We start from the raw sequence: 24,590 nt of genomic DNA, 5'->3' as shown, positions 1-24,590 counted from the left end.
CGGAATCTGCTGTTAATTATATTTTTTTTTAGTAGAATATTAGCGAAAGGAGATTTATGAAAACACCTCGAGCTGAACGTTTAGTTGATATGACCCGTTATCTAATGGAAAGGCCGCGGACATTGGTCCCGCTGACTTTTTTTGCCAATCGTTTTTCTTCGGCTAAGTCATCAATTTCCGAAGATTTGACTATTTTAAAAAAAACACTGAAAGAGCGCGGTGTTGGCTTGTTAGAGACAATTCCTGGTGCAGCTGGCGGTGCTAAATTCTATCCTTATATTCTGGAGCGAGAAGCTGACGAATTTGTTAACGACATGTTAAAACAAGTTAACGATGAGACCCGTGTTCTGCCAGGCGGCTACGTCTATTTGTCTGATCTTTTAGGTCAGCCGGCTATTTTGCGCCAAGTCGGCCGCATTATTGCCACCGAATATCTGGATATGGATATTCAAGCCGTTATGACAGCTGCGACCAAGGGTGTTCCGATGGCAGCCGCTGTTGCGGCTCAATTGAATGTACCTTTTGTGATCGTCCGTTCCGGAGAAAATAAAGTGACCGAAGGCCCAACTGTTTCAGTTAATTATCTGACCGGTTCTTCCAAACATGTTGAAAAAATGGAATTGTCCCGCCGCAGCCTGCCGACAGGATTAAATATCTTAATTGTCGATGACTTCATGAAAGCCGGTGGTACGATCAACGGCATGAAGACCTTGGCTAAAGAATTCGATTCTCACGTTAAAGGTGTAGCTGTGTTTGCTGAAGGGCGTGCCCGCCAGCGGCAGGTAGATGATTTTACGTCGCTTTTGCACGTTGATACAAATCTGGATTCCGGTGAAGTGATCAAAGTGCAGATTGGCAACTACAAGGAAAATATATTCCGAGGAAGGGAAAACCGAAGTGTCCGAAATTGATGTAGTCATTCTTGCGGCCGGTAAGGGCAGCAGGATGAAAGATAATTTTCCCAAGCCGCTGCATGAGGTTGCCGGTCTGCCGATTTTAGAGTGGGTCTGCCGCGCTGTGAGAAAAATTGAGCCGCATAAAATTATTGCGGTTCAATCCGCGAGCGAAGATTTTGCATCTTATGTTGACGAGACAGTTGTTCAAGCCCAGCAATTAGGGTCTGCTGATGCTTTGCAGGCAGCTTTTTCTAAAGTTGATGCCGAAAAAATTCTCGTGATTAACGGTGACATGCCGCTGGTAACAGGTGATGTTTTAGCTGATTTGGTTGCAAAAGGCGAGGGCTTCGATGCGGCTGTTTTGACGACAATTTTGAAGCATCCTTTTGGTTACGGCCGGATTATTCCTGTTGGACAACGCAATGTCGTTGAACAAATCGTCGAAGAAAAAGACGCCACTGATGACCAGCGTCAAATTCAGCTGATCAATTCCGGCATTTATCTTTTTCGGACAGAATATATTAAACGCACCATTTCACAAGTCACAGCTAATAATGCGCAAAAAGAATTTTATCTGACTGATGCGCTGCCTGGTGCCCGAATTGTTCAAGCAGACGACTGGCGCGATTTATTAGGCGTTAATGACCAAAAACAATTGGCGGATGCTAATCAACTGGCTCGCAAACGCATCAACGAACAGTTAATGGCCAATGGCGTCTCGATGATTGACCCGCAAAGCACCTATATCGATGCCAATGTCGTCGTCGGTGCCGGCACTGTTATCAAACCCGGTACCGTGATTGAGCGTGATTCTGTGATTGGTGCTGATAATGAAATTGGCCCCTATGCCCATTTGCGTGAAAAGACAGTTACAGGTACGGATGTCCATATTGGTAATTTTGTCGAGACAAAAAATGCTGAAATCGGTGCCCATACGCATATCGGCCATTTGACCTATGTCGGGGATGCTCGAATTGGCGAATCTGTCAATATTGGTGCAGGGACGATTTTCGTCAATTACGATGGCAAAAATAAGCACATTACCAAGGTCGGCGACCATGCTTTTATCGGCAGCAATACAAAACTGATTGCGCCGGTCGACATCGCTAGAGAAGCAATTACGGCAGCCGGATCGACGATTACAGCTGATGTTGCCGAGCACGCGATGGGGATTGCACGTCAGCGTCAGACGAATAAGCCGGAATTCTGGGACCGTTTGCCGCATGAAGATTTTGCCCAGGCTTATCGAGAGAAAAAACGCCAGGAGAACCAGGCACCAGACGAAAGCTGAATAGGTTTGCAGTCAGCTTCAATGTGTTTTATATTAATTCAGTCTACTAAGCTATGTCGGTAGATTTGTTTGTGCAATAATTTTTAAAAATGGAGATTGATGATGCAGGATAAGAAGAAGAGTTGGATCAGCGTCAGGGATGTCGTTGCTATTGGTATCGGAACTGCTGTTTTTTTCGTTTTGATGCGTTTCGTTGCTATTCCAACGCCGGTCGCAAATACGACGATTAACTTAGCAGAGCCATGGCTGGCTTTGATCGGCGCTATTTTTGGTCCGATTGTCGGTTTGTTTGTCGGATTTATCGGTCACGCCTTAAATGACACAGTTGCCGGGTGGGGCGTCTGGTGGACTTGGGTCTTTGCTGATGGTGTTTTGGGCCTGCTGCTTGGATTGGCAAAACGCTATTTAAAGCTGGATACAGAGACATTGACCAGTAAAAAATTGTGGTTTTTCAATATCTGGCAGGTGATTGCCAACGTGATTGCTTGGTTTGTGATTGCACCTTTGGGTGATATTGTTGTCTATCGCCAGCCAGCAGCTAAAGTATTTCTTCAGGGTTTTTGGGCCGGAATCGGTAATATGGTCGGCATTGCAATTGTAGGAAGCATCCTGCTTGTTGCATACAGCCGTACGAGAACTCGCACCGGATCATTAAAGTCTGAAAAATAATTCATGCCAGCGATCGAATTTCAAAAGGTTAATTTTAAATATCGTGTTCAGAGCCAAGCTACATTGCATAATGTTAGCTTTGCTTTTGATTATGGGCAAAAAATCATTATCGCCGGCCCCTCAGGATCTGGCAAGACAACGATTGGCCACTTGATTAACGGCCTGATTCCGCAAAGTGTCCCTGGTGAGTATTCAGGCAGTATTCTGATTAATGGCAAAGATGCTGCCAAAATGGATATTTTTCAGCTCTCTTTTGAAGTCGGTACTGTCCTGCAGGATACGGACGCCCAATTTGTCGGCATGACCGTAGCTGAAGACGCCGCTTTTCTTTTAGAGAATGAGAATACAGAACATAGCCAATTACTTGCGCAAACAGAGAACTGGTTAAAAGAATTAAATTTAGAAGCCCTGAAGAAACATTCACCTCAAGAACTTTCTGGCGGTCAAAAACAACGTGTCAGCATGGCCGGTGTTTTAAGTTCCGACAGTAAAATTTTGCTGTTTGATGAACCACTGGCTAATTTAGATCCGGCTTCCGGCCGTTTGGCGATTCAATTGATTGCCGATCTGCAAAAGAAGCTCGGCTTGACTGTGATTATTATTGAACACCGTTTGGAAGAAGCCTTGAGGATTCAAGCAGACAAGCTTTTAGTGATTGATCATGGCAAAATTATTGCAAATGATATACCCGATCGTGTCTTAACAAGTGCTGCAGTCATTTCGGCCGGCCTTCGTGAACCTTTATATATCACAGCCATGCGCGATGCCGGCGTGGATTTAAACAAAATCGCACATATTACGGATTTAGCCTCACTGGATCACCAGGCAATCAAGCGTCAGCTGAGTGTCTGGCTTGAGAAAAAACAGCCCGACAAGACTAAAAAATCCAGGGAGCCTATTCTATCCATTCAGCATTTATCTTTTGCTTACCCGAAACAGGCTGTGTTTTCTGATTTGAACCTGACATTTCCTGCTGGGCAGATGACCGCCATCGTTGGGAAAAACGGGTCAGGCAAATCGACATTTTCCAATCTTGTGACCGGCTTTTTGAAGCCTGATAGCGGCCGGATTTTGTTTGATAACCAGCCCCTAGATGGCCAGTCAGTCAAAGAACGGGCCGATAAAATTGGCTACGTGCTTCAAGATCCAAATCAGATGATCAGCCAGAATATCGTTTACGATGAAGTGGCTTACGGGCTAAAATTGCGTGGCCTGTCTGATGACCAGATCCAGGCTAAGACACGGACCATGCTGGAAGTAGCCGGCTTGGATAATATGCGTCATTGGCCGATTTCAGCTTTGAGCTTTGGCCAGAAAAAGCGTGTCACAATTGCTTCAGTGCTGGTACTTGCGCCGAGAGTGCTCATATTAGACGAACCGACTGCTGGACAGGACTATCTCAACTACCGATCACTGATGAATTTTGTGGCAGAACTGAATCGCACACAAGATTGTTCGATCATTGTGATCACACACGACATGCACCTGATGCTGGAATACACAGATCGTGCCATTGCACTCGTAGACGGACAGGTGATTGCTGACATGGCACCGGCCGAACTGCTCAATGATCCGGCCCTATTAAAACGCGCCTCGCTTGCTCCGACCAGTCTTTACGATTTAGCTGAATCGACTGGTCTAGATGCTGTTGCTTTATCTAAAAGGCTGGTACAAGAGGAGATGACTCGTGGCTGATAATTCTTTTAGCTTGGCTTATAAAAATCGTGGAACTTGGCTGGATCGTTGCAGCGGTGCCAGTAAACTGCTGGGTTTTGTGCTGCTGTCTGGCATTGCCATGATCGTTTTAGACACACGTTTTCTGATTTTTCTTGTGATTCTATCTTTGATTTTGCTGAAAATCAGTCGCGTGAAAATGTCAGAAGTGGCCGCTTTGATGAAGCTGGTGCTTGTGTTTATGGCTATTAATCTGGTCATGATTTATGTCCTTGCGCCAAATTATGGCAGTCAGATTTATCAATCCAAAGATATTTTATTGGGCAGCGGCTATTTCGCTTTGACACAGCAGGAATTGTTGTATTTGGTCAACATCGGCCTGGAATATATCGTAGCTGTTCCACTGGCTTTGATTTTTCTGCTGACGACCAATCCATCTGAATTTGCTGCCAGCTTAAATCGCATCGGTGTTCCTTATAAAATCAGTTATTCGGTCTCGTTGGCCTTGCGTTATATTCCTGATGTGACACGCGAATATCACCAGATCAGCTTGTCCCAGCAGGCCAAGGGTAACGAGATTTCTAAAAAAGCACCATTTTTCAAACGCTTGAAGGGTGCTTCGGCCATTCTTGTGCCCTTATTGTTAAGCTCGATTGATCGGATTGAATCTGTCAGCCAAGCTATGGAACTACGCCGTTTTGGTGCCAAAAAGAGACGCAGCTGGTATTTCTCTGAGAAACTGAAAGCACTCGACTGGGCCGTCTTGTCGTTTGTCTTGTTAATTGTGATTTTTGGGTTTATCCTGATAATTGTCAATGGCGGACGATTTTGGAATCCGTTCCATTGAAGGAGGCTCTATGACAGACGAAATTCAAACGGCTATCTTTGCCGGCGGTTGTTTCTGGTGCATGGTCGAACCCTTTGATTCACTTCCTGGTATTATCAAAGTGCGTTCCGGCTATACAGGCGGCCATGTCGACAACCCCACTTATGAGCAGGTCTCGTCACACACGACCGGTCATACCGAAGCAGTTAAAATCTGGTTCGATCCAGCAAAAATGTCTTATGAAAAACTGGTCGAACTTTATTGGCAAGTGACTGATCCCACGGATGCGGGTGGCCAATTCCAAGATCGCGGCGATAATTATCGACCGGTCATCTTTGTCAATTCACCAGAACAGCGCCAAATTGCTGAGGCTTCTAAAAAACAATTAGCTGCTTCAGGGACATTTGGCGATGACCCGATCGTGACAACAATTGAAGATGCCCAGACTTTCTGGGATGCTGAAGATTATCATCAAGATTTTTACAAATACCATCAAGCACGCATGGCGTTACAGGATATGCAGCGTGACCATTTCATCAAACAACATTGGGACACCAGCAAAAGTGCTGATTAAGCTGATGCTGTTTCCAATAAAAAAAGCTTCAGGCGTTAAATTGCCTGAAGCTTTTTTTATATTTTGGTCGGATCAATATGTAAAAGATGCTTGAACAGGTGCCGGTCTCCCCAAGCAATATTATTGCCTTGCAGGAAGAAACAGTAGGCTGTGCCGATACCATAGCTCAGCAGCTGGCCCGACATTGCCCAGCAAACCAGCGAGATGCTGACGGCGATCACGAAATTGGATAATTGGCCTAATGGCGCCGACCCATGGAAGAATTTAAAACGGGCCACGTTTGTCAAGTTATCCAAGGGATGAAGTACGAAATTAGCGCGCTGAATCACAGAAATGCCGATGCCGATGCACCAAATACCGAACAGATCGATGATCACTTTAGGAATGGTGGCCAGACCGACAAATAAGGGACGAAACAGATTGGCAAATTCCGCCACAAACAGACTGAACAGCAGACCAAAAATGATATTGCCGCAAGTCCTTTGCCAATTGATATGCTCAACCAAAAAAAGATTGACAACGGCCGCCAATATCGCCTCAATAGCTAAAAAAAGCATCGTAGGCAGATGCGTGACATTGGCTAGATTAACAGCAGAGGCCGACCAAGGGGCTGCCCCCATGGCAGCAGCAATTGATAAGCCGTTTCCCAAAGAAATAATGACCAGTGAGATAAAGAAATACGAGAGTTTTTGTTTGAATGTCAGTTCAAAATACTCCCCGTTTGAATAATACATGTTTCCATTAAAGCATGCTAAGGGTGAAAATGTTAATTTTTAGCAATATATTTTTGGAGAACTTGTCGTTTCAGCATGCGGTACAGGGTCAGGACAAAAGCTACCAAAGCCAAGACTGCGGCGAATATAAAGCTCCAGTGCATGGCTTGCAGAAAATAATCAGGATGCGCAGGCAGATAATTTAAAACACGTCGTCCGTCCAGATGACTCATACCGAGAAACAGCATGGTTGTGGCAAATGTATTGCCGACAATAAAACCAATATTTCTGGCTAAAGCGGTGACAGATCCGGCAATGCCTAACAAAGGCTTGGGAACTGTACTCATTGTCAAAGCGTTATTAGGTGACTGGAAGATGGCGGCCGAAGTCCCGTTTGCAATCAAGGTCAGGATAATTAATAGATAGGGTGAGCCGCCGTTGATCAATAAGTAGCCAACCTGGCTGAGCATTAGTCCGGCTAAACCGATTAATGTAATCAGTTCTTTATCAAATTTGTCGCCGGCCCATCCGGAAATCGGCGAAAAAATAAAATTGGCAATCGGAAAGGCCATTAAAATCAGGCCGGATTGACCCGGTGTCAGGCCGCGAAGATCCTGCAAATAAAAGGGCATCAGGATATTTGTATAGGAGTTCACCGCAAAGACGAGAAAAGCCGTTGTCAAAGAAATGGAATAAAGCTGGTTTTTGAAAATTTCGAGTTTGATCATTGGAAACTTGATTAAATTCTCGACTTTGATGAAGGCTGCTAAAAGCAAAAGGGCCACGACCAAGCCGATGATGACCCAAATATCTTGGAAACCAACTACCTCGGCGGCATTAATCGCTAAGAAGAAAACAGCGACAAAGGAGAAGAAAAGTGTTGAACCACTGTAGTCGATTTTTTCGTTGGGCTGGGCAATCGTATCTTGCGGAAAATATTTGATACCGATCACGATGGCGATCAAACCGATCGGCACGTTTACCCAAAAAATGAAAGTCCAATTGAAGATACTCAGGATGGCGCCACCGATAGCTGGACCGGCAATTGCGCCCAAGGAGACGAACATCCCGATCACAGACATGGCTCGTGCCCGCATGCTGGCTGGGAAATTAGAGGTCGTGATTCCAAAGCTTGTCGACATGGTCATTGAAGCGCCCACAGCTTGTACGACACGCGCTGCTAGCAAGAAGTAGAGGCCGAAACGGGAAATGCCGGCTAAAAAGGAACCAATTGTGAAGATGATCGTACCGATTTTAAAGATTTTGATTTTACCAAAAACATCTCCCATACGGCCGAACAGCAGCAATAGACCCGAGATCACGATTAAATAAACAATCACAGTCCAAGTTGCCTGGTTTAGCGGAATGGCCAGATCTTTTGAGATTGAGGGCAGGGCAATATTCACAATTGAGCCGTCCAGAACGCTCATAAAAGTGAAAATGCCTAATGCGATCATAATCAGAATATGATCTTTATCCAAATGGTCTGAACTTGATGATTTTGTCTTTTGCACAAGTGTCATTCTAACATTTTGTTAGAATGGAGCAGATGACTGAAATTTTAGGACAAACAATACTGGATTTGATTGACGGCCAAAACTATGCCGTGACTTCCTTTCCAGCTGACAAATATACACAAGCTGTCGCTGATACATTAGAAGGCAACTTTGATCCCACACAGATTAACCGCAGCGAAGTACAAATCGCCGGTGGCGTCGAAGGCGGCGGACAGACAATTTCTTTAGAGCTGGCACCTTATATCCTGCCTTTGAGATATAAAAATGAATATCGCAAGCTGATCCATCCTGATGCTCAGCTTCCAGTTCATACCTACTTGATATTCGAATCGGAGAAAATCAGCAATTCCAAAATGAAAATTGTCCAATTGGATGATCTAACCCAATTAAACGATCAGATCGAGGCATTTTTTGAGATCGAAAAGAATTGGGTTGCGCCAGTGCCCAAAGAAGAAGAGAAAGATACTGCAGCTGAAACTAAACCAAAAAAGGCCGCAGCCAAGAAAACAACAAGAAAAAAAGCCACGAAAAAGTGACTTTTTTCTTTGGCGCTTTTAAAGCAAGCAGTGGTATTAATATGCTATTATTATGATATCAAACTTGTTTCAGAGGAGCGATATGTTAAAACTCGAAAATATCAGCAAGACCTTCGGGGATCTTCGCGCGGTTGTCGACGAGTCTTGGGAACTGGCCGATGGCCGGATTCTAGGATTAATCGGTCAAAACGGCGCTGGGAAATCCACGACCTTTAAGATGATCCTGAACTTTATCGAAGCGGATTCCGGCCAGATTACCTGGAACGGCCGCAAAATTGACAGCCAGGTCATGAATGAGATTGGCTTTCTGCCGGAAGAACGCGGCTTGTACCCGGATGTGAAAATCGGCGAACAGATTCTTTACTTTGCTGAACTGCATGGTAAATCGCGCCAGGAAATCCGGCCGAAAATGCAGCAGTGGATGGATAAATTTGATGTTAAAGGCAAGCTGACTGATAAAGTCAAAAAGCTGTCAAAAGGAAATCAGCAAAAAGTCCAGCTGATCACAGCCTTGATTCATGAACCAAAATTAATTATTTTAGACGAACCGTTCAGCGGTTTGGATCCGGTCAACGCGCAGATTTTATTGGATATTATTGTTGAACAGAAAAAGAATGGCGCCGCGATTATTTACTCATCACATGACATGAATAATGTCTCGGCGATCGCTGACGATGTGATTATGCTTAATCGCGGCCACGTTGTCTTAAATGGTGAGACCGGTCAAGTCCGCCAGTCCTTTGGCCGGACCATGATTTATTTGGAATCGCCTGCAACAAAAGCCGAGCTATCTGCAATTCCAGGCGTTGTCAGTGTCGAGGATTATGCCGGCGGCCTGCAGGTGACTTTATCGGATCCAAAAGTCGGACGCCAAGTCTTTGAGCTGGCGACTAAAAACGGCTATATCACAGCGTTTGATCAACAACCGCCAACTTTGGAACAAATTTTCAAGATGAAAATCGGTCAGGATGCCATTGACGAGGCCGAAAAGGAGGAACTTACTCATGAATAAGACCTGGATTGTAGCCAAACACGTTTTTCTCAAAAATCTGAAAAGCCCGGCCTATTATTGGATGCTGCTGTCGCCCTTTATTTTCATTCTTGTCGGTATCGGTATTGCGGCTTTGGTCACGAATTCGATTTCTGATAACAAGCCATCATTAGGCGTTGTCGCTAACAGACAGCAGGTGCAGGCAATCAGAGCCTCACTGAAAGGGCAGGCTGATGTCCGTCGTCAGGACACAGCTGCTCAAGCAAGAAAAAGCCTCTCCAAAGAACACATTGATGCTTATCTGACAGTTTCCAGCGACTATGCCAAGGCAACTTTGGTATCGAACAATAAATCCGATGCCACCATTGATGCCGACACGGTCCGTCAGGCGATCACGAATCTGAAAGTGCAATCTGCTATCAGCAGCTTGAATTTGACAGCGGAGCAAGTTAGTTCCTTGTCCAGCCCGGCCGTGATTAACAGCCGTTATGTTTCTGTGACAAACGGCGGTACCAGCAACGATAATACAAATCGCGGCGTGCGTTATGCTTTTGCTCAGTTTGCCTTGGTCGCGATCTTCATCTTCCTGACCGTCTATGTCCAGATGACTGGTAGTGAAGTGGGGACGGAAAAAGGGTCACGGATCCTCGACAGTATCTTGGCGGCCGTTCCTGCCCGTCAGCATTTTGCCGGCAAGGTGATTGCAATTGTCTCGCTATTTATTTTCCAGTTGATTTTCTATGCCATCTTAGCTGTGATTGCCGTTATGCTAGCTGGACCATTCGGCTATGCACGTTTTCTCAATCTAATCGATTGGTCGCAGCTGGGAAGCGGCTATATCATCTCGACTTCTTTGATTACGATCGGAGCTATTGTCATCTATATTATTTTGGCAGCTGTCTTTGCTTCAATGGTCAGCCGCCAAGAAGATGTACCGCAATCGACTTCGACGGTCATGTGGGTGGCGATTGTGCCTTATTTCCTGGGTTATGCAGCTTTGGCCGCAGCCAACACGCCAATTTTTAAAATTATTTCTTTCGTTCCTTTCTTCAGCCAATCGGTGATGCCGGTTAGAATGTCAGTCGGTTCGGCCACAACTTTGGATGGCCTGGTCGCCTTCGGCTTGGAAGTAATCACGATTGCCATTATGCTGCGTTTTGCATCTGGTATTTATGCACGCAATGCGCTGAATTATGATGATGGCAAACCGCTGGCCAAGTTACTGCGTGCGTTCAAAAAGCGTCGTGTGTGATATACTATTATTCGATGCGATGAGTCGAGGAAACGTTTGCTACGGCGCGTTTCTAACACGGACGGCTGAGTTTAATCTCAAGGAACGCATTTCCGCCGCCGCCTAGGATCTTGTGGAAGTTGCTAGGCTGCTGGACTAACAGTACGTGGATGCAATTGGTAACAATTGTCGTTAGCAGCTAACGTAAAGCTGCAAAGCCAAACTAGACGATCTTCGGATCGTCTTTTTTTATGTGCTTTTCTGCCTATTGAAAATGTTTATCATGAAAGTATGTTTACTTTAAGTCGAGAATTTTTGCAAAAAGTACCGACAGATTCGCCAGTCGTTGATTTCCAAGAAGTCCATGGCGGCGACATCAATCGGGCTTATGCTTTGACCGACAGTCAAGGGCGGCACTATTTTCTTAAAGTCCAGCCCAAATCAGTGCCGGAATTTTTCCAGCACGAAGCCGATGGGCTGCATTTATTAGGCCAGGCTGCCCGTGTGCCTAAGGTACTTGCTTTGGGTGAAGTCGGCAAAGATCAGTGGCTCTTATTAGAGTACCTGCACACAACTAACAGCGGCAATCAATACGCGCTGGGCCAGGGGTTAGCCAAGATTCACGCGATCACGAGTCCGAACCATAAATTTGGCTTGGATAGCGATTTTAAAGCCGGAAAAACAATCAAAATCAACAGCTGGCAGTCTGATTGGACCAATTTTTTTATCGAACAACGCCTGAATGTCTTGCGCCGTCTCTTAATTTCCGAAGGCAAATGGCAGGATGACGCGGCTTATAATCAGGCAATTTCGATTTTCCGCAAGTTAATGGCAAAACGCCAAGTTCAACCCAGCCTGCTTCATGGTGATTTTTGGGCAGGCAATTTTATGTTCGATGCCGATAATGGCGAAGCGATTTTCATCGATCCGGACGTTTACTATGGCGATAGCGAATTCGATATCGGTATTACGACTGTTTTTGGCGGCTTCACGCGCGATTTTTATGCGGGTTACCAGAGTATCCGACCTTTTCAAACCGGTGTCGATCAACGCCTGATGTTCTATCAGCTTTATTACTTAATGGTGCATGCTCATCTATTTTCCGGATCCTATATTAGTGCCTATCGCGGCAAACTGCGCCAGATTATTTCACAGTAAAGACTTGATCTTTGACCAAGTCAAAACGCGGCCAATTTTGGTTGAGCAAAACCGGAACGCTCAATTGAGCCTGCTGCCAGAATTTTTTGGAATTTGTGACGCCGTTTTTCTCACCGATCACGATCAATTCACCACCGCGATTAAAGAAATGATGGACACGCAGGAAATTTAAAATCAGCCAGTCCGAATTAGCGTGCTGGGGTGACCAGGACAATACAATCACCTCGACATCTTTTAAATAATATTCGACAGCAGCCGAGGCATCCATCTTGACGACTTTTGTAATCGGTGTCATCTGCCGGTCCATGAGTTTCCAATCGAAATTGTCAGTGGCCGTGATTGGGTAATCAATCTGTAATTGCCGCAATCCAGCAGTCAAAAAGCCGTTGCCGGCCATAATTTCCAGCGCCGGCCGGCCATCCAGGTAGGTATATAAGTCATTAATCCAGGGTTTGGCGATATAGGCAAACATACCGTAACGTTCGATCAGATACTGACGGTAGTCGCCCAGTAATTGATCCAGTTCTTCAGCGGGGCGGACTTTTTGCTGGATTTCCAGTTCCGACATGCCGGCTGTAATCTGTTTGGACAAAAAATCCTGGATATCGACCATCATCGAATCAGACAAAGCCAACTCAGGCAGGCTATCCGGCAGTTTTTGCCGGCTGATGGCCAGATCAGAAAAAAGCAGCGCATCAATTAGATCGCTGACAGAATAAAGTTTGGCAAAATAATCCCGGCAGGCTTTGAGGCGGGGAATGTAAGTCTCCAGATTAAAAGCCATTGTGGTTGTCGAATAAATCCAGAGTCTCTTGATGATCGATATTCAGCAAATCACCGGTCGAACGGCGTCCGCGAGCGTGCAGATAGCCGGAAACGAGCTGGAGAATTTCGTACTTGTCGTTATTGTCCAGCGGCGTATCGTTATAGGTCAGCTTAGAAGTCGTGATCATGGCCTTAGCCAAGTCAACCTGATCGTTATTGTAGCGGCCGACCAAATAATCCATCGAGACATCAAAATAATCGGCCAATTTTTTGACTTCAAGGTAATTCGGGTTTCTCTCGCCGCGTTCCCAATTGCCAATCTGGGATTCCGTGTTCTTTGATTCGCCCTTGGCCAAATTCCGATTTAATGCTTTTGCGAGCTGTTTTAAGGTGATCCCTTTACCGCGCCGCAAAGCTCTGAGTCTCTCTGGAAACATGCCTCTATCTTATCAGGAAAAGCCTGCTTATTAAACGCGCACCTTTGTTCGTCTCCAGATATGAGAGAATAAAATATAGTGAAAAATAAGTCTGCTGTTAACCCGATTCTCGATTACCTGCTCCGTTTTTTCAAAGGTGTCTTTATTGCTCTGGGATTTATCCTTCCGGGCGTTTCCGGTGGTGTCCTAGCCGCTATTTTAGGTATTTATGAACGTTTGCTGGCCTTTATGGCTCATCCCCTGAAACATTTTTGGTTAAACGTCCGCTATTTTCTGCCGGTTGGGATCGGCGCGCTGGCCGGCATTATTGCCTTGGCTAATCCGATTGGTTGGCTGCTAACCAACTATAACCTGATTGTTATGTGGGCCTTTGCTGGTGCAATTCTTGGCACGGTTCCGTCCCTATATAAACAGGCCGGACAAAAAGGCCGCCATAAAAGTGATTGGCTGGCTTTAGCTATCGCTTTTATCGTGTCATTTACTTTTTTGGCCAATATGGATAATTTGTTCGGGCAGCTGCCGGCTAATTTTGCTAGCTGGTTATTAGCCGGTGCTTTAATTGCCATGGGGATTATTATTCCCGGCTTGAGCCCATCGAATTTTCTGTTGTTGTTAGGCTTGTTTGATCCGATGATTACGGCTTTTAAAGCCGGCAGCTTGTCAGTATTTCTGCCGATGGCGATTGGCGCACTGCTGGCGTTAGCACTGTTTTCCCGTTTAGTGGCGGCAATTTTGGATCATTATTACAGCAAACTTTATCACGCGATTTTGGGCATCGTGCTTGCTTCGACGCTGTTGATCGTGCTGCCGCCTGTGGCCGATTACAGCCAGCTGGATTTGATGCAGGGCATACTGGCATTTGTGATGTTTGTCTTGGGCTGCCTGCTTGGCTGGTGGATGGGCGGATTAGAAGAAAAGTACAAATAGAATGGTATATTTAAACGGATGTTACGTTGGTTATTTAGAATTTTTATTTTACTTATAGTTGTCTATATTGCGGCTTGTGCCTATTTCTTTAATGTTGCCGAGATTCGAAATAATCATAATAATCGTGATTATACCTATGAAGGGCTCACACCGACTTCGAGGCCTTATGTTGATGATTTTCAGCAGCGTTTTAGCCAATCCGGCCGGCAATTGACGATTCAAAATCGCGGTCTGGCCTTGGATGCTGATTATCTGCCGGCTGCCCGTCCGACTAATAAGACTGTGATTGTCGTGCATGGTTTTCGCAGCAATAAGACTGGTATGAAAGGCTACGCTGATATGTTCTACCGGCTGGGCTACAATACACTGACTGTCGATAATCGCGGTCACGGCCAGTCTCAAGGGAATTTTGTCGGTTTTGGCTGGCTGGATAAAAATGATGTCGAAGCCTGGATCCGATATCTAGTGGCGCAAAATAAGAATGTTGAGATTGTGCCTTTTGGTATTTCCATGGGTGGTGCGACCGTGTCGATGCTTTCTGGCGACCCGCTGCCGGCCAATGTGCGGGCGATTATCGAAGATTCCGGCTACAGCAGTGTCGAAGACGAGGTGGCTTATCAGGCCAAACAAATGTATCACCTGCCTAAAGACCCGATTATTCCGACTGTCAGCCTGTTTTCGCAATATATTGCCGGCTATTCTTATCACGAGGCAAGTACGGTCAAACAAGTGGCGAAGAACACGCGCCCGATGCTTTTCATGCATGGCGGGGCAGATACTTATGTGCCGACACGCATGGTTTACAGTCTTTATAAAGCTGACCCGGATCCGAGAAAACAACTATGGATTGCTCCTGGTTCCGGACATGTGCAGGCTTTTGGCCAGCATACGGCGGCTTATCAGGCGGAAGTACAGAAGTTTCTTAATCTGTATTTTAAGTAAAACGCAATCTGTTTGTTAGAATAAAGAAGTTGTTCGAAAGGAAGACACATGTCAAATATTAATATATGGATAACCATTGTTGATTGGTTGTACATCATTTTGCAGCAGATTTTGTTCCTTGGACTCGGAATTGCCCTGATCTGGGGCGGATTCTTCATCCGTGCACACGGCTTTGGCTTGGATCAGGCGACTGCACCAGCAGTTAAAGCATCTAAGGCAGACAGCACGGATAAGCCGGCAGCAGCACCAGTTGCCAAAAAGGGCCTTTATAAGCGTTATTTCTGGCTTTACTCAGGAATGTGGCTTCTTGGCTCATATCTGATTATTTATCAGGTTATTTTCGCAATTATCTCGACTCTGCTCAGCGGTGGCGGTGCCAATTCCGGTCAAGCCGGAAGCGGCTATTAATCAATCAAATAAAAAAGCAGCTTGAGCTGCTTTTTTTGTACTCATTTTTCAAAGGGATAACGGAAATCCCACTGATTGCGGACTTCAGTCATCAGGCGCATGACGGCCTGTGTCTTTTTCAGACTATTATTGCTTTCTTGCCCAGCTACCATTTCCTGAAAATCGTGGACTTCATAGGCCATGGCCGATTTGCTGTCGCCAGCCTTGATAATCTCAGTGCTGCCATCTGTGGCTGTGAAAACAGCTTGGTCGGCTCTTGGAAAATCCATGATCGTGATGTAGCCATGTTCATAAGCAGCAATGCCCATTTTCGGCATTTTGGCACGAAAAGTCAGTGATACATTGGCCAATTCATCCTGATCTGTCCGCAGAGAAATGGTCGAAGATTCATCCACACCGCTGGTAAAACGATGCATGCTCGTACCCGTCACCTGCGGCCGGCCCTGTAAAAATTCAGCCGCAAAGGCCAAAGCATAGACGCCAATATCTAGTAAAGCACCACCGGCCAATTGCGGATTAAAAAATCGGTTGGTCGGGTCAGCTTCTTTATAACTGCCGAAACTAACTTGAATCATTTTCAGGCCGCCTAATTGACGATCCTTGGCAAATTGATGCAGTTTGGCGTACAAAGGCATGTGATAAACGGTCATCGCTTCTGCTAAGACCAGCTGCTGCTGATCAGCTAATTCGACTGCTGACGCCAATTCTGAGCTGGTCATCGTAATGGCTTTCTCACTCAGTACGTGTTTGCCAGCTTTTAAAGCCGGCAGAATCGTCTGAATGTGAAAATTATGCGGCGTGGCCACGTAAACAATATCCACGACCGGATCAGCCAGCAGATCATCCAAACTGCCATAGGCTTTCGGAATCTTGTGTGCCGCAGCGAAAGCTTCGGCTTTTTCAATAGATCGCGAGCAGACCGCATAAAGCTGTCCCTTATCTGATTGAAACGCTTTTGCAAATTCCTCGGCGATATGGCCGAGACCAACAATTGCCCAATGATATGTTTGCGGCATGATCATCCTCTAATCCAACCCGATCCAAATCGGATTTACAGCTATATTTTATCAATTTTCTGTCTGGCAAAACTATTTGTGCACGCGTGTCTGCTCGATCACGTGCCGCATGGCACCGATAACCTGATCTGTCTCTTTATTCAAGCGATGGCCAACCAGCGTAAAGAGTGTGTCGATAATCGTGATCTGGGCAACCAAAGAACTCATGGATTCTTGACGGAAATTGACTTCTTCAGAGTAGGAATTTAAAACGATATCGGCATTTTTTGCGATTGGTGATTCTGGAAAGGCTGTGATGGCAACGATTTTTGAGCCGTTTTCCCGAAGCTTGTTTTCTACTAATAAGGTGTCCTGATTTCGGCCGGAGTGGCTGATAACGATCCCAAGATCGCGGCTGGTCAGATGAGCTGCCTGCATGATTTGGATATCGTAGTCTGGATGGCTGACGATATTCAGATTCGTGCGCAAGAACTTGTGATAGGCGTTAAAGGCCACAATCGATGAGCCGCCGATGCCGAAAAAGCCGATTTTCGATGATGAGATAAGCCAATCGACGACTTTGTTCAAATCGGCCATGTCTAATTTGGCGGCCGTGGCCGTCAGCGCTGAGACACCGGCAGAAAACAGTTTTTTCACGATCTGTTCGCTTTGATCTTCTTGTTTGATCTCGGTGAAAAAGTCCGAACTGCTGCTTTTTCTGCCAGCTGACAGTGCAATTAGAAAGTCACGGAAATTCGGGTAGCCGATATGACGGGCAAAACGGGAAATCGAGGCGGTCGAGGTGCCGATTTTGTGCGACAGGCCTTGAATTGTGGCATCGGCGACTGTCTCTTGATTAGCCAAAATGTAATCGGCAATTTTTTTCTCGCCGGGGTGGAGCTGCTGATATTGTGAACGGATTGCTTCTGCGACATTATTCATGATTTACCTCTATGTAAATATTTTACATTAATTAACTTGATTAGAGAAAAATAATTTCATAAAATAATAGAGGACATAAGGAGCAGGAGCAGAGATGAAAATTGGCATGATCGGCCTTGGCAAGATGGGCCTGAATTTAGTTAAGAACATGATTGACCACGATATTTCAGTCGTTGGCCTGGATTTGAATCCAGCATCAGTACAAGAAGCTGTTGATTTTGGTGCAGAAGCCGCTAAAGACACCCAGGAATTAGTCGACAAGCTGGAAAGCCCACGTATTATCTGGGTCATGGTACCGGCTGGCAAACCGACAAATTCGACTATTGATGACTTGATCAGCAAAATGGATGCTGGCGATATCTTAATCGACGGTGGTAATTCTAACTTCAAAGACAATTTGGAACAAAACGTTCGCACGACTAAAGCCGGGATTAAATTCTTTGACGCTGGTACTTCGGGCGGAATGGAAGGCGCACGTCAAGGCGGCAACTTCATGATCGGCGGAGATGATCCTGAAGCTTGGAAGACGATCGAGCCTTTATTCAAAGCTATCTCTGAAAAAGATGGTTACCTATATACCGGCAAGCTTGGATCCGGCCATTACTTGAAAATGGTGCATAACGGTATCGAGTACGGCGAGATGCAGGCAATCGCCGAAGGTTTTGAAGTATTGGAAGCTTCACAATTCGATTACGATTACGAAGCTGTTGCTAAATTATGGAACCATGGATCAGTTATCCGCGGCTGGCTGATGGAACTGGCTCAAGATGCCTTCTCTAAAGATCCGCATCTTGATCAGATTGCCGGACGTATGCATTCTTCTGGTGAAGGCAAGTGGACCATGGAAGAAGCCATGGACTTGCGTGTCCCGACACCTGTTATCGCCTTGTCATTGATGATGCGTTACCGTTCCATGCAGGACGATACCTTCACGGGCAAAGTAGTTGCTGCTTTGCGTCACGAATTCGGCGGCCATGCAGTCGACAAAAAAGCCTAAATAGATATACACAGCAGTTTGCCTATTAGACCGGGCAGGCTGTTTTTGTTTCTAAATGAAAAGGCTCACAGCTTCACTTGTGCTTTTTTTGGATCACGATTTTTGACAAGTGGGTTAGAATAGCTTATGACCCTTTTTTCTAGCGAAACTTTCTTTGATTCTGAATGGAGATTTTAATTTATGAGCAAGATTGCCATCATTGTTGATAGTTCCAGTTATATTCCTCATAAAGTCCAGCTGGCCAAGCACATTTACGTGGCCGATAACCCGGTGCTGTTTGGCCGTAAAGTGTATCACGAATCTCATTGGCCCGTGAATGCGGCTTTTTACAAACAAATGGCCGCCAGTTCTGTGCAACCGACGACCAGCCAGCCGTCTATCGGAGATTTAATGGCTATCTTTGATCAGGTCAAAAAAGACGGCTACGATCAGGCTATTTTAGTCACGCTGTCTTCAGGCTTTTCTGGTACTTATCAGGCAGCCTTTGCCGCAGCGGCACAGTATCAGGATCTAGATGTTCACGTCTGGGATTCGCGGATCGCCACAATGGGTGCAGGTAATCAAGCTTTATTGGCATCTGATTTAGCAGAAAAGGGCTGGCAGATGGCCGATATTTTAGAAAAGCTCAGGTTGCTTAGAGATCGAACCAGTGTCTTCTTTGTCGTTAATTCGATCAAACACCTGCAGCGGACTGGGCGTCTTTCCGGCGGCCAGGCTTTGATTGCTGGATTGCTGAGCATCAAACCAATCTTAAATATTGATCCAAGTAAGGACGGCAAGATTGTCGCCGTTGCTAAAGAGCGGAAAATGACCGGTGCTTGGAAGTACATCGAAGAGAATTTTGGGAAAATTGTTGAAGGTTATGCCCATTCAAACTGGCCAATGCGCGTGACGATTGTCGATGCTGATAACCCGACGCTGGCGGATTCCTGGGTGGAAAAAGGCAAGGCACTATGGCCGGATATTGTTTTTGAGCGTGGTATTATCGGCCCTTTGATCGGCGTCCATACGGGCGAGAAAGCTGTGGGCTTTATCTGGGCACAAGACTATAAAACATTGGAGGATTGAAATGGCAAAAAACATCGCTATTATTGTTGATAGCACTTTTTACATTTCCAAAGAAGACGAAAAAAAATACAGTATCTACGTCATTCCGACCCCGATTTTGTTTAATGGCAAAGTCAGATACGATTCCGACTGGAGCAGTCCAGCAAAGTTTTTCAAAGATATGAATGCAGCTAAAGAGATGCCCTCGACGTCGATGGCCAGCCCGGCTGATGTACTGAAAGCTTTTGACCAAGTCAAAGCCGATGGCTATCAGCAGGCTATTTTTATGACCATGTCCAGCGGCATTTCCGGCTTTTATAATCTAGCTGTCAATCTAGCGGCCGATTACGAAGGCTTGGATATTTTAGTCTGGGATTCACGTTTTACGATTATGGTTTCCGGTGTCCAGGCTTTGATGGCAGCTGATCTGGCAGCACAAGGCAAGACGCGGGATCAGATTATGGAAAAAGTGGCTCGCCTGCGTAATTCGACGCATGTCTTTATCATCGTGGATGATATCAGTCATTTAAAACGGACTGGGCGTCTGGCCGGCGGTGTCGCTTTGGTGGCCGGGCTTTTGAATATCAAACCGATTCTTACTTTTAATGATGAAGGTAAAATCGTGGCAATTGCCAAAGAAAGGCACCTGAAACGTGCCTGGGATTGGGTACTGAAACGTTTTGAGATGGATCTTCCCAGTTTTGACGAACCAGTCCGCGTGCTTTTAGCTGATGCCAACAACCGCGAGCTGACGACAAAATGGCAGGCATCTTTTAAAGAAGCCTATCCCGATTTGCGAAGCGACTTGATCACAATCGGTCCTTTGATCGGTGTACATACAGGTGAAAAGGCAGTCGGATTTGTCTACATGGACGATTGGCAGACGATTGCCCGGGAAGCTTAATCAGGATTTTATTGAAAAGGCGTATGATGATTGCCATGAAAAAGAAGTGGCTTGTGATTTGTTCTGCAGTCCTCTTAGCGGGGGCTTTTATTTATGTCGCAAACAATTCTCAAATTCTTGGCAAGACACGCCGCACTCGCCCAGCGCGCCGTTTTATCCTGTCTCAATCCTGGGCTCAGCGTGCTTATGCCCGCGTAACTGCTAGAAAACAGGCAGCAAAACGCCTAGCCGCTGCCACTGCCGCGGCTGCAAATGACCCGATGCTGACACAAGCCGACTTTACAAGCCGTATCAATGCTTTAATCGGCCAAACTCGCGTCGATGTCTCTGTCTTAGACACGCAGACTGGCCGTCAGCTGACTTTTCAAAATGGCGGGTCGAATTTCTGGCAGGCTAGTTCGATTAAGGCTGCAATTTTAACCATGCTTGTTGAAGACGACGGCCCTTTAAGCGGCAATCTGGACAAGACAGCGCAGGCCATGATCCGGTTTTCAGACAATGACGCTGCCACCTCTCTTTTTTATCGGGTCGGCGGCTTTCGTGCCTTGATGGCTTTCTGGGCCAAGCTGGGGATGACCGGGACGGTTGCTAATTACAGCGGCTTTGGCCTGTCTTCGACAACGGCTGCCGATCAGATCAAGCTATTGCAGTATATTAAAAAAATGCCCGCAGTTGACCAGGCATATATCCTGAATGTGATGGCAGGCATCGTTCCCGGACAGCGTTTTGGCATTGGCACCATGCCTGATCCGGCTTTTAAAAACGGCTGGCTGAATAACGCACAAGACCGCTGGTATGTGAATTCAATTGGATTTGCCGATAAAGAGCGCTATCTGGTCGCGATTTTGACAGAGAACAATCTTGATCAAGCCAGCGGGCAGCAATTGACCAGCCGGATTGCAGATTCAATCCTGAAAAAATAATCAAACAGCCGACTGCTCTTGACCAAAGAATTTCCAATAATAATCTTCCAGATTTCTCGTCCCGAAACTGATTTCGGCTGGCGAGATTTTTTTAATTTCTCGGATCACATAATCATAGCCCTGCGTGCTGACTGGGAAAAGCCGGCGGTAACCGACAGAATTAATGGCATGGTGACTCAAGACGTCAGGCAGTTTGGCCAATTCTGTATCAGTCAGGTCAGCTTTGACGAATAATTGCTCGTCTTGCTGCTGGATAGAATCCAAGACGACTTTGCCGTGATGCAAAAAGATAATCCGATCGGCAATTGACTGCAGATTGGCTAGGATATGGGAAGCAATAATCAGGGTTTTCCCGGAATCACGCAGAGCCCGCAGGATATCCGACAACAGCTCGACGTTATTTAAATCCAGGCCGTTCATGACTTCATCCAGCATCAAATAATCGGCATCGGCAGCCAGGACCATGGCAAACACCAGTCGTTGGCGCATGCCTAGTGAATAACTGGAAACGGCTTTCTTCACGTAGCCGGACATGTTCAGCTGATCGATGATTTTTGTCACACGGTCTTTATCATGGCCGTAAGCACCGGTGTAAAGTTTTAAATGATCGAGGCCGGAAAGGGCTGGTTCCAAGTCGAACTGGTCGGGCAAAGTGACAATTTTGTGATGGATTTTTACACGTTGGCCTTCATTTTTGTAACGGGCACCATCAATCTCAATCGTTCCGGCAGTCGGCCGCAGATAGCCCATGATTAGATTAATCAAAGTTGATTTACCAGTTCCATTGGGTGCGACCAGGCCGATAATCTGGCCGGGTTGAAAATCCAGGTCGATTTGTTTTAAGACTTCTTGCCGGCTGCCTTTATTTTTAAAACTTTTATCTAATTGGCTGATTTTAATCATGATTTTCTCCTTAGATAGCCTGATTTTGTCGCCAGCAAAATAATTTTAATCAGAATTTCCAGCACGATCACATAGGCAGCGGTCACCAGCATGCCTTTAGCAAATGTGAGACCGTTTTGTGCGTACATAGAGCTCTGCGTGCCCGTGACTAGCCGGCCAACCTGAAAGTAGGGGAAGGGATAGATTGAGTAATCGCCGCCAATGCCGCAGTAGGGATACCAGTAGGCGCGCTCGAAAAAGACTAGGATGGCTAGGATCAGGGCGGTCAGGAATTCGTTTTTCAAAATGAGATTCAGCAAGATGGCTAGCCGGCTGATCAAGATTCCTAAAATCGCCAGTAAAGCAATTGCCTCCAGCAGCTCTATTGCGGGCTGAATTTGTGTGAAGTAGGGGTAAAAACGGCCGTTATGCGCCAAGGGATGGTTAATCAGCCAGTCGGAAAAGCCGAAACGCAGGCCGTTTATCACAGCGACCAGTGCGATGGCGATGACTGACAGAATCAGCCAACTTGATATGGCTGCCGCTGTCTTAGACCATGTCCGCCGGTATAAAGAAACTGGCTGGCCGAGGAAAATCGAGCGGTGTTTTCTATCGGAGACTAATTGATCGCAGACAATCACGATTAAAAGCAGGAAAAAGACCGGCATGGCATCGGATTTCAGGAAATTTAATGTACTGCCGGCTGATGAAGCTTCTTCTAAGACAGCACGATTGACAGTCTTGGCATTGGCAGCGGCACGATAATAGCTAGCTGCATAACGATAGTAATAGCTGGCTGAATCGACAAAACCCATCGGGTAAGTATTCGTATCGCCATAGTTGGTCGGGTAGCTCATATTTTGGGCGGCGCCTTGCTGATACCAGCGGATAAAAGCTGGGAAATAAGCGGCGCTGTCGCGGGCATATTGCTGCCAATTATGTTTTTGAAGGTCAGCAACCCGGCGGGTATTGAGGCGGATTGATTGGGGATAGAAAGCCAGGACTGGCGGGTTAGGGATATTGTGTGCGCGGACATGGCGCAAAGTGCGGATTTGATAAATATTATTCTGCGTCAGCAGTTCTTGATTGACACGCTCGCCTTGAAAAGTTGTCTGGCTGAAAAATCCCGCAAAAATGAGGGCCAAAATCAGAAAAAGGCCAATCGCGAAACGATTCTTTTTGCGTTTGAGAATGCGTTTTAATTCAAAGACAAAATTCGCTCTCATGACAGCAGGCCCCCTTTTTTGTGATCGGCCAGCAGGGTCATTGCCAGATAGCTGGCGATAATCAGCACTAGCAGAATCAGGTAATAAATCGGCAGCAGATTCATGTGCAGGCCTGTGACAAAGGCCGCGTCTCCGCTGAGGATTTGCTGGGGGTTAAGCAGTGATAATAGGCCGAAGATATTAGCTGGCAGGGAGAAAAGCAGGCCCAAGCCGATGCCAAAAAAATAATTGACCGTTGTGAACTGTTCGATAATGCGTCCTAGTAAGGAGAAAAGCAGCGACAAAACTAGGCTGGTGACCAGAATCATGACGAATAACAGCCAGAAATTGACAGCTTGGAAGCGGCCAAAAGATAAAAAGACAATTTTGGAAATGGTTGGGCGGGCGCCTAATAACAAGGCGAATAGGCCGACCAATAAGCTGCTGATGACCAAAGAACTGAGGGTGATGGCAGCCGTTGTGAGGAAATTGGCAGCGGCATAATGACGGTTTTTGATGGGCAGACCCTTGAAAGTCGATTTTTGTGTATCACTGATGGCACTCACGGCGACTGCGATAATCGCGCAGAAAAGACTGAAGACAGTTAATAGCAGGCCTGTCCAGCTGCTTAAGACATCAGCCAGTGTGCGGATATGGGAATTTTCATTGCGGCCGCGCGACAAGTAGTAGCGGTCCTGTGCCATCCGTGCTTGGACTTGCGGATAAGAAAGCGAATCTTTGACTGGAATGTGGTGGCGGTAGGCAAACTGCTTAAGCTGTGTCTGGCGCAGCGAGAGATCCAATTGGCTAAAAGAGCTGCCATTTTCCATCTGATCATCGGCCAAAACACCGGCCACCTGATTCAGCTGGCTTTGCAGATTTTTGTAGCTGGCCTGAATGGCTGTCGGGATTTTGGCGTAACCATCGTAGACGACAAGCGCGTTTTGCGCGGCTCCGTATTCGCTGGCATTCTCGCTAATGCGGCTGCCGGATTGTCCGAGAAGGGACGACAAGCTGAAGGCGAAACTGGCAACAACAATCAAAGCAGCCAGCACAGCAAAAAAATGCGATTTTTTTAACCGCATGAAAGTAAATCTAATTAAAGCTCCCAGCACCTGCATTAAAGTCATTATAAAGAAA

The 24,590-nt window shown here is 46.2% G+C and carries 26 protein-coding genes; 17 read left to right on the top strand and 9 right to left on the bottom strand.

Annotated features, from left to right (window positions below; all coding sequences use genetic code 11):
* Positions 1 to 56 precede the first annotated feature (56 nt).
* The 6 genes from purR to msrA all read left to right on the top strand — a co-directional run bounded on the left by purR (position 57) and on the right by msrA (position 5,930).
* Positions 57 to 911 carry a pur operon repressor gene (gene purR, locus OKIT_RS00470; RefSeq protein ID WP_007744347.1) on the top strand — a complete coding sequence of 285 codons (855 nt, stop codon included), beginning with the start codon at positions 57 to 59 and terminating at the stop codon, positions 909 to 911.
* On the top strand, positions 898 to 2,187 hold the full coding sequence (locus OKIT_RS00465; protein WP_007744345.1) for a bifunctional UDP-N-acetylglucosamine diphosphorylase/glucosamine-1-phosphate N-acetyltransferase GlmU: 1,290 nt from the start codon (positions 898 to 900) through the stop codon (positions 2,185 to 2,187). Before purR ends, OKIT_RS00465 begins: the two co-directional genes overlap by 14 nt.
* A 99-nt stretch (positions 2,188 to 2,286) precedes the next feature.
* The gene (locus OKIT_RS00460) at positions 2,287 to 2,856 is read left to right on the top strand and encodes an ECF-type riboflavin transporter substrate-binding protein (RefSeq protein ID WP_036593654.1); all 570 of its coding nucleotides are present in this window, start codon (positions 2,287 to 2,289) and stop codon (positions 2,854 to 2,856) included.
* Between the two features lie 3 nt (positions 2,857 to 2,859).
* On the top strand, positions 2,860 to 4,551 hold the full coding sequence (locus tag OKIT_RS00455; RefSeq protein ID WP_007744336.1) for an ABC transporter ATP-binding protein: 1,692 nt from the start codon (positions 2,860 to 2,862) through the stop codon (positions 4,549 to 4,551).
* Positions 4,544 to 5,377, top strand: coding sequence for an energy-coupling factor transporter transmembrane component T family protein (locus tag OKIT_RS00450; protein ID WP_007744335.1), 834 nt, complete (start codon positions 4,544 to 4,546; stop codon positions 5,375 to 5,377). The genes OKIT_RS00455 and OKIT_RS00450 overlap by 8 nt, the downstream gene beginning before the upstream one ends.
* Before the next feature lie 10 nt (positions 5,378 to 5,387).
* Positions 5,388 to 5,930, top strand: a complete 543-nt coding sequence (gene msrA, locus OKIT_RS00445; RefSeq protein WP_007744334.1) for a peptide-methionine (S)-S-oxide reductase MsrA — start codon at positions 5,388 to 5,390, stop codon at positions 5,928 to 5,930.
* Positions 5,931 to 5,986: 56 nt separating this feature from the next.
* On the opposite strand, the gene OKIT_RS00440 is transcribed toward msrA, so the two are convergent.
* The gene (locus tag OKIT_RS00440) at positions 5,987 to 6,664 is read right to left on the bottom strand and encodes a DUF6198 family protein (RefSeq protein ID WP_007744333.1); all 678 of its coding nucleotides are present in this window, start codon (positions 6,662 to 6,664) and stop codon (positions 5,987 to 5,989) included.
* Positions 6,665 to 6,696: 32 nt separating this feature from the next.
* Positions 6,697 to 8,100 carry an MFS transporter gene (locus OKIT_RS00435; RefSeq protein WP_036593906.1) on the bottom strand — a complete coding sequence of 468 codons (1,404 nt, stop codon included), beginning with the start codon at positions 8,098 to 8,100 and terminating at the stop codon, positions 6,697 to 6,699.
* A gap of 92 nt (positions 8,101 to 8,192) precedes the next feature.
* Between OKIT_RS00435 and OKIT_RS00430 the strand changes: the two genes are divergently transcribed.
* The 4 genes from OKIT_RS00430 (at position 8,193) to OKIT_RS00415 (ending at position 12,076) form a co-directional block, all read left to right on the top strand.
* Positions 8,193 to 8,696, top strand: coding sequence for a hypothetical protein (locus tag OKIT_RS00430; protein ID WP_241778145.1), 504 nt, complete (start codon positions 8,193 to 8,195; stop codon positions 8,694 to 8,696).
* Positions 8,697 to 8,778: 82 nt separating this feature from the next.
* Positions 8,779 to 9,708: an ABC transporter ATP-binding protein gene (locus OKIT_RS00425; RefSeq protein ID WP_007744330.1), complete on the top strand. Its 930-nt coding sequence runs from the start codon at positions 8,779 to 8,781 to the stop codon at positions 9,706 to 9,708.
* Complete coding sequence (locus OKIT_RS00420) at positions 9,701 to 10,939, top strand: ABC transporter permease (RefSeq protein ID WP_007744329.1); 1,239 nt, start codon at positions 9,701 to 9,703, stop codon at positions 10,937 to 10,939. Before OKIT_RS00425 ends, OKIT_RS00420 begins: the two co-directional genes overlap by 8 nt.
* A 270-nt stretch (positions 10,940 to 11,209) precedes the next feature.
* Positions 11,210 to 12,076 (top strand): fructosamine kinase family protein, encoded by an 867-nt coding sequence (locus tag OKIT_RS00415; RefSeq protein ID WP_007744328.1) that lies wholly within the window; start codon positions 11,210 to 11,212, stop codon positions 12,074 to 12,076.
* Here OKIT_RS00415 and OKIT_RS00410 read toward each other — a convergent pair.
* Together OKIT_RS00410 and OKIT_RS00405 are read right to left on the bottom strand one after the other, a co-directional pair.
* Positions 12,063 to 12,860, bottom strand: a complete 798-nt coding sequence (locus OKIT_RS00410; RefSeq protein WP_007744327.1) for a hypothetical protein — start codon at positions 12,858 to 12,860, stop codon at positions 12,063 to 12,065. The two genes, OKIT_RS00415 and OKIT_RS00410, sit on opposite strands and share 14 nt — an antisense overlap.
* Entirely contained in the window at positions 12,850 to 13,278 is a 429-nt protein-coding gene (locus OKIT_RS00405) for a helix-turn-helix domain-containing protein (RefSeq protein WP_007744326.1), read from the bottom strand. The genes OKIT_RS00410 and OKIT_RS00405 overlap by 11 nt, the downstream gene beginning before the upstream one ends.
* 78 nt (positions 13,279 to 13,356) lie before the next feature.
* On the opposite strand from OKIT_RS00405, the gene OKIT_RS00400 reads away from it, so the two are divergent.
* The 3 genes from OKIT_RS00400 to OKIT_RS00390 are packed head-to-tail and all read left to right on the top strand — an operon-like array spanning position 13,357 to position 15,555.
* Positions 13,357 to 14,205: a DUF368 domain-containing protein gene (locus tag OKIT_RS00400; RefSeq protein ID WP_007744325.1), complete on the top strand. Its 849-nt coding sequence runs from the start codon at positions 13,357 to 13,359 to the stop codon at positions 14,203 to 14,205.
* An 18-nt stretch (positions 14,206 to 14,223) separates the two neighbouring features.
* Positions 14,224 to 15,147, top strand: a complete 924-nt coding sequence (locus OKIT_RS00395) for an alpha/beta hydrolase (RefSeq protein WP_007744324.1) — start codon at positions 14,224 to 14,226, stop codon at positions 15,145 to 15,147.
* Between the two features lie 48 nt (positions 15,148 to 15,195).
* On the top strand, positions 15,196 to 15,555 hold the full coding sequence (locus tag OKIT_RS00390; RefSeq protein ID WP_007744323.1) for a hypothetical protein: 360 nt from the start codon (positions 15,196 to 15,198) through the stop codon (positions 15,553 to 15,555).
* Between the two features lie 41 nt (positions 15,556 to 15,596).
* Here OKIT_RS00390 and OKIT_RS00385 read toward each other — a convergent pair whose 3' ends face one another.
* Both OKIT_RS00385 and OKIT_RS00380 read right to left on the bottom strand, forming a co-directional pair.
* Positions 15,597 to 16,571, bottom strand: a complete 975-nt coding sequence (locus OKIT_RS00385; protein WP_007744322.1) for a Gfo/Idh/MocA family protein — start codon at positions 16,569 to 16,571, stop codon at positions 15,597 to 15,599.
* A 72-nt stretch (positions 16,572 to 16,643) separates the two neighbouring features.
* Positions 16,644 to 17,492, bottom strand: coding sequence for a MurR/RpiR family transcriptional regulator (locus OKIT_RS00380; protein ID WP_007744321.1), 849 nt, complete (start codon positions 17,490 to 17,492; stop codon positions 16,644 to 16,646).
* Between the two features lie 94 nt (positions 17,493 to 17,586).
* On the opposite strand from OKIT_RS00380, the gene gnd reads away from it, so the two are divergent.
* The 4 genes from gnd (at position 17,587) to OKIT_RS00360 (ending at position 21,363) form a co-directional block, all read left to right on the top strand.
* On the top strand, positions 17,587 to 18,489 hold the full coding sequence (gene gnd / locus OKIT_RS00375) for a phosphogluconate dehydrogenase (NAD(+)-dependent, decarboxylating) (protein ID WP_007744320.1): 903 nt from the start codon (positions 17,587 to 17,589) through the stop codon (positions 18,487 to 18,489).
* Positions 18,490 to 18,669: 180 nt separating this feature from the next.
* Positions 18,670 to 19,557, top strand: a complete 888-nt coding sequence (locus tag OKIT_RS00370; RefSeq protein WP_007744319.1) for a DegV family protein — start codon at positions 18,670 to 18,672, stop codon at positions 19,555 to 19,557.
* Between the two features lies 1 nt (position 19,558).
* On the top strand, positions 19,559 to 20,440 hold the full coding sequence (locus tag OKIT_RS00365) for a DegV family protein (protein ID WP_007744318.1): 882 nt from the start codon (positions 19,559 to 19,561) through the stop codon (positions 20,438 to 20,440).
* Between the two features lie 35 nt (positions 20,441 to 20,475).
* Complete coding sequence (locus tag OKIT_RS00360; RefSeq protein WP_241778144.1) at positions 20,476 to 21,363, top strand: serine hydrolase; 888 nt, start codon at positions 20,476 to 20,478, stop codon at positions 21,361 to 21,363.
* On the opposite strand, the gene OKIT_RS00355 is transcribed toward OKIT_RS00360, so the two are convergent.
* Genes OKIT_RS00355 through OKIT_RS00345 form a run of 3 tightly spaced genes read right to left on the bottom strand, consistent with a single transcriptional unit; the run spans position 21,364 to position 24,571 of the window.
* Positions 21,364 to 22,266: an ABC transporter ATP-binding protein gene (locus OKIT_RS00355; RefSeq protein ID WP_007744316.1), complete on the bottom strand. Its 903-nt coding sequence runs from the start codon at positions 22,264 to 22,266 to the stop codon at positions 21,364 to 21,366.
* Positions 22,263 to 23,471, bottom strand: coding sequence for an ABC transporter permease (locus tag OKIT_RS00350; RefSeq protein WP_007744315.1), 1,209 nt, complete (start codon positions 23,469 to 23,471; stop codon positions 22,263 to 22,265). Before OKIT_RS00350 ends, OKIT_RS00355 begins: the two co-directional genes overlap by 4 nt.
* Positions 23,468 to 24,571 carry a hypothetical protein gene (locus OKIT_RS00345; RefSeq protein WP_148127726.1) on the bottom strand — a complete coding sequence of 368 codons (1,104 nt, stop codon included), beginning with the start codon at positions 24,569 to 24,571 and terminating at the stop codon, positions 23,468 to 23,470. The genes OKIT_RS00350 and OKIT_RS00345 overlap by 4 nt, the downstream gene beginning before the upstream one ends.
* Positions 24,572 to 24,590: the final 19 nt, after the last annotated feature.

It is taken from the genome of Oenococcus kitaharae DSM 17330, assembly GCF_000241055.1.
Lineage (GTDB): Bacteria > Bacillota > Bacilli > Lactobacillales > Lactobacillaceae > Oenococcus > Oenococcus kitaharae.
Note: the sequence above shows the minus strand (reverse complement) of the source record. Positions and strands in the feature narration are given on the sequence as shown.

Bases quoted from the DNA above. Each gene is read 5' to 3' on its own strand.
- purR (WP_007744347.1), top strand. From the start codon at position 57: ATGAAAACACCTCGAGCTGAACGTTTAGTTGATATGACCCGTTATCTA.
- OKIT_RS00460 (WP_036593654.1), top strand. From the start codon at position 2,287: ATGATGCAGGATAAGAAGAAGAGTTGGATCAGCGTCAGGGATGTCGTT.
- OKIT_RS00455 (WP_007744336.1), top strand. From the start codon at position 2,860: ATGCCAGCGATCGAATTTCAAAAGGTTAATTTTAAATATCGTGTTCAG.
- msrA (WP_007744334.1), top strand. From the start codon at position 5,388: ATGACAGACGAAATTCAAACGGCTATCTTTGCCGGCGGTTGTTTCTGG.
- OKIT_RS00440 (WP_007744333.1), bottom strand. From the start codon at position 6,664: ATGTATTATTCAAACGGGGAGTATTTTGAACTGACATTCAAACAAAAA.
- OKIT_RS00435 (WP_036593906.1), bottom strand. From the start codon at position 8,100: ATGATCGCATTAGGCATTTTCACTTTTATGAGCGTTCTGGACGGCTCA.
- OKIT_RS00430 (WP_241778145.1), top strand. From the start codon at position 8,193: ATGACTGAAATTTTAGGACAAACAATACTGGATTTGATTGACGGCCAA.
- OKIT_RS00425 (WP_007744330.1), top strand. From the start codon at position 8,779: ATGTTAAAACTCGAAAATATCAGCAAGACCTTCGGGGATCTTCGCGCG.
- OKIT_RS00420 (WP_007744329.1), top strand. From the start codon at position 9,701: ATGAATAAGACCTGGATTGTAGCCAAACACGTTTTTCTCAAAAATCTG.
- OKIT_RS00415 (WP_007744328.1), top strand. From the start codon at position 11,210: ATGTTTACTTTAAGTCGAGAATTTTTGCAAAAAGTACCGACAGATTCG.
- OKIT_RS00410 (WP_007744327.1), bottom strand. From the start codon at position 12,860: ATGGCTTTTAATCTGGAGACTTACATTCCCCGCCTCAAAGCCTGCCGG.
- OKIT_RS00405 (WP_007744326.1), bottom strand. From the start codon at position 13,278: ATGTTTCCAGAGAGACTCAGAGCTTTGCGGCGCGGTAAAGGGATCACC.
- OKIT_RS00395 (WP_007744324.1), top strand. From the start codon at position 14,224: ATGTTACGTTGGTTATTTAGAATTTTTATTTTACTTATAGTTGTCTAT.
- OKIT_RS00390 (WP_007744323.1), top strand. From the start codon at position 15,196: ATGTCAAATATTAATATATGGATAACCATTGTTGATTGGTTGTACATC.
- OKIT_RS00385 (WP_007744322.1), bottom strand. From the start codon at position 16,571: ATGCCGCAAACATATCATTGGGCAATTGTTGGTCTCGGCCATATCGCC.
- OKIT_RS00380 (WP_007744321.1), bottom strand. From the start codon at position 17,492: ATGAATAATGTCGCAGAAGCAATCCGTTCACAATATCAGCAGCTCCAC.
- gnd (WP_007744320.1), top strand. From the start codon at position 17,587: ATGAAAATTGGCATGATCGGCCTTGGCAAGATGGGCCTGAATTTAGTT.
- OKIT_RS00370 (WP_007744319.1), top strand. From the start codon at position 18,670: ATGAGCAAGATTGCCATCATTGTTGATAGTTCCAGTTATATTCCTCAT.
- OKIT_RS00365 (WP_007744318.1), top strand. From the start codon at position 19,559: ATGGCAAAAAACATCGCTATTATTGTTGATAGCACTTTTTACATTTCC.
- OKIT_RS00360 (WP_241778144.1), top strand. From the start codon at position 20,476: ATGAAAAAGAAGTGGCTTGTGATTTGTTCTGCAGTCCTCTTAGCGGGG.
- OKIT_RS00355 (WP_007744316.1), bottom strand. From the start codon at position 22,266: ATGATTAAAATCAGCCAATTAGATAAAAGTTTTAAAAATAAAGGCAGC.
- OKIT_RS00350 (WP_007744315.1), bottom strand. From the start codon at position 23,471: ATGAGAGCGAATTTTGTCTTTGAATTAAAACGCATTCTCAAACGCAAA.
- OKIT_RS00345 (WP_148127726.1), bottom strand. From the start codon at position 24,571: ATGCAGGTGCTGGGAGCTTTAATTAGATTTACTTTCATGCGGTTAAAA.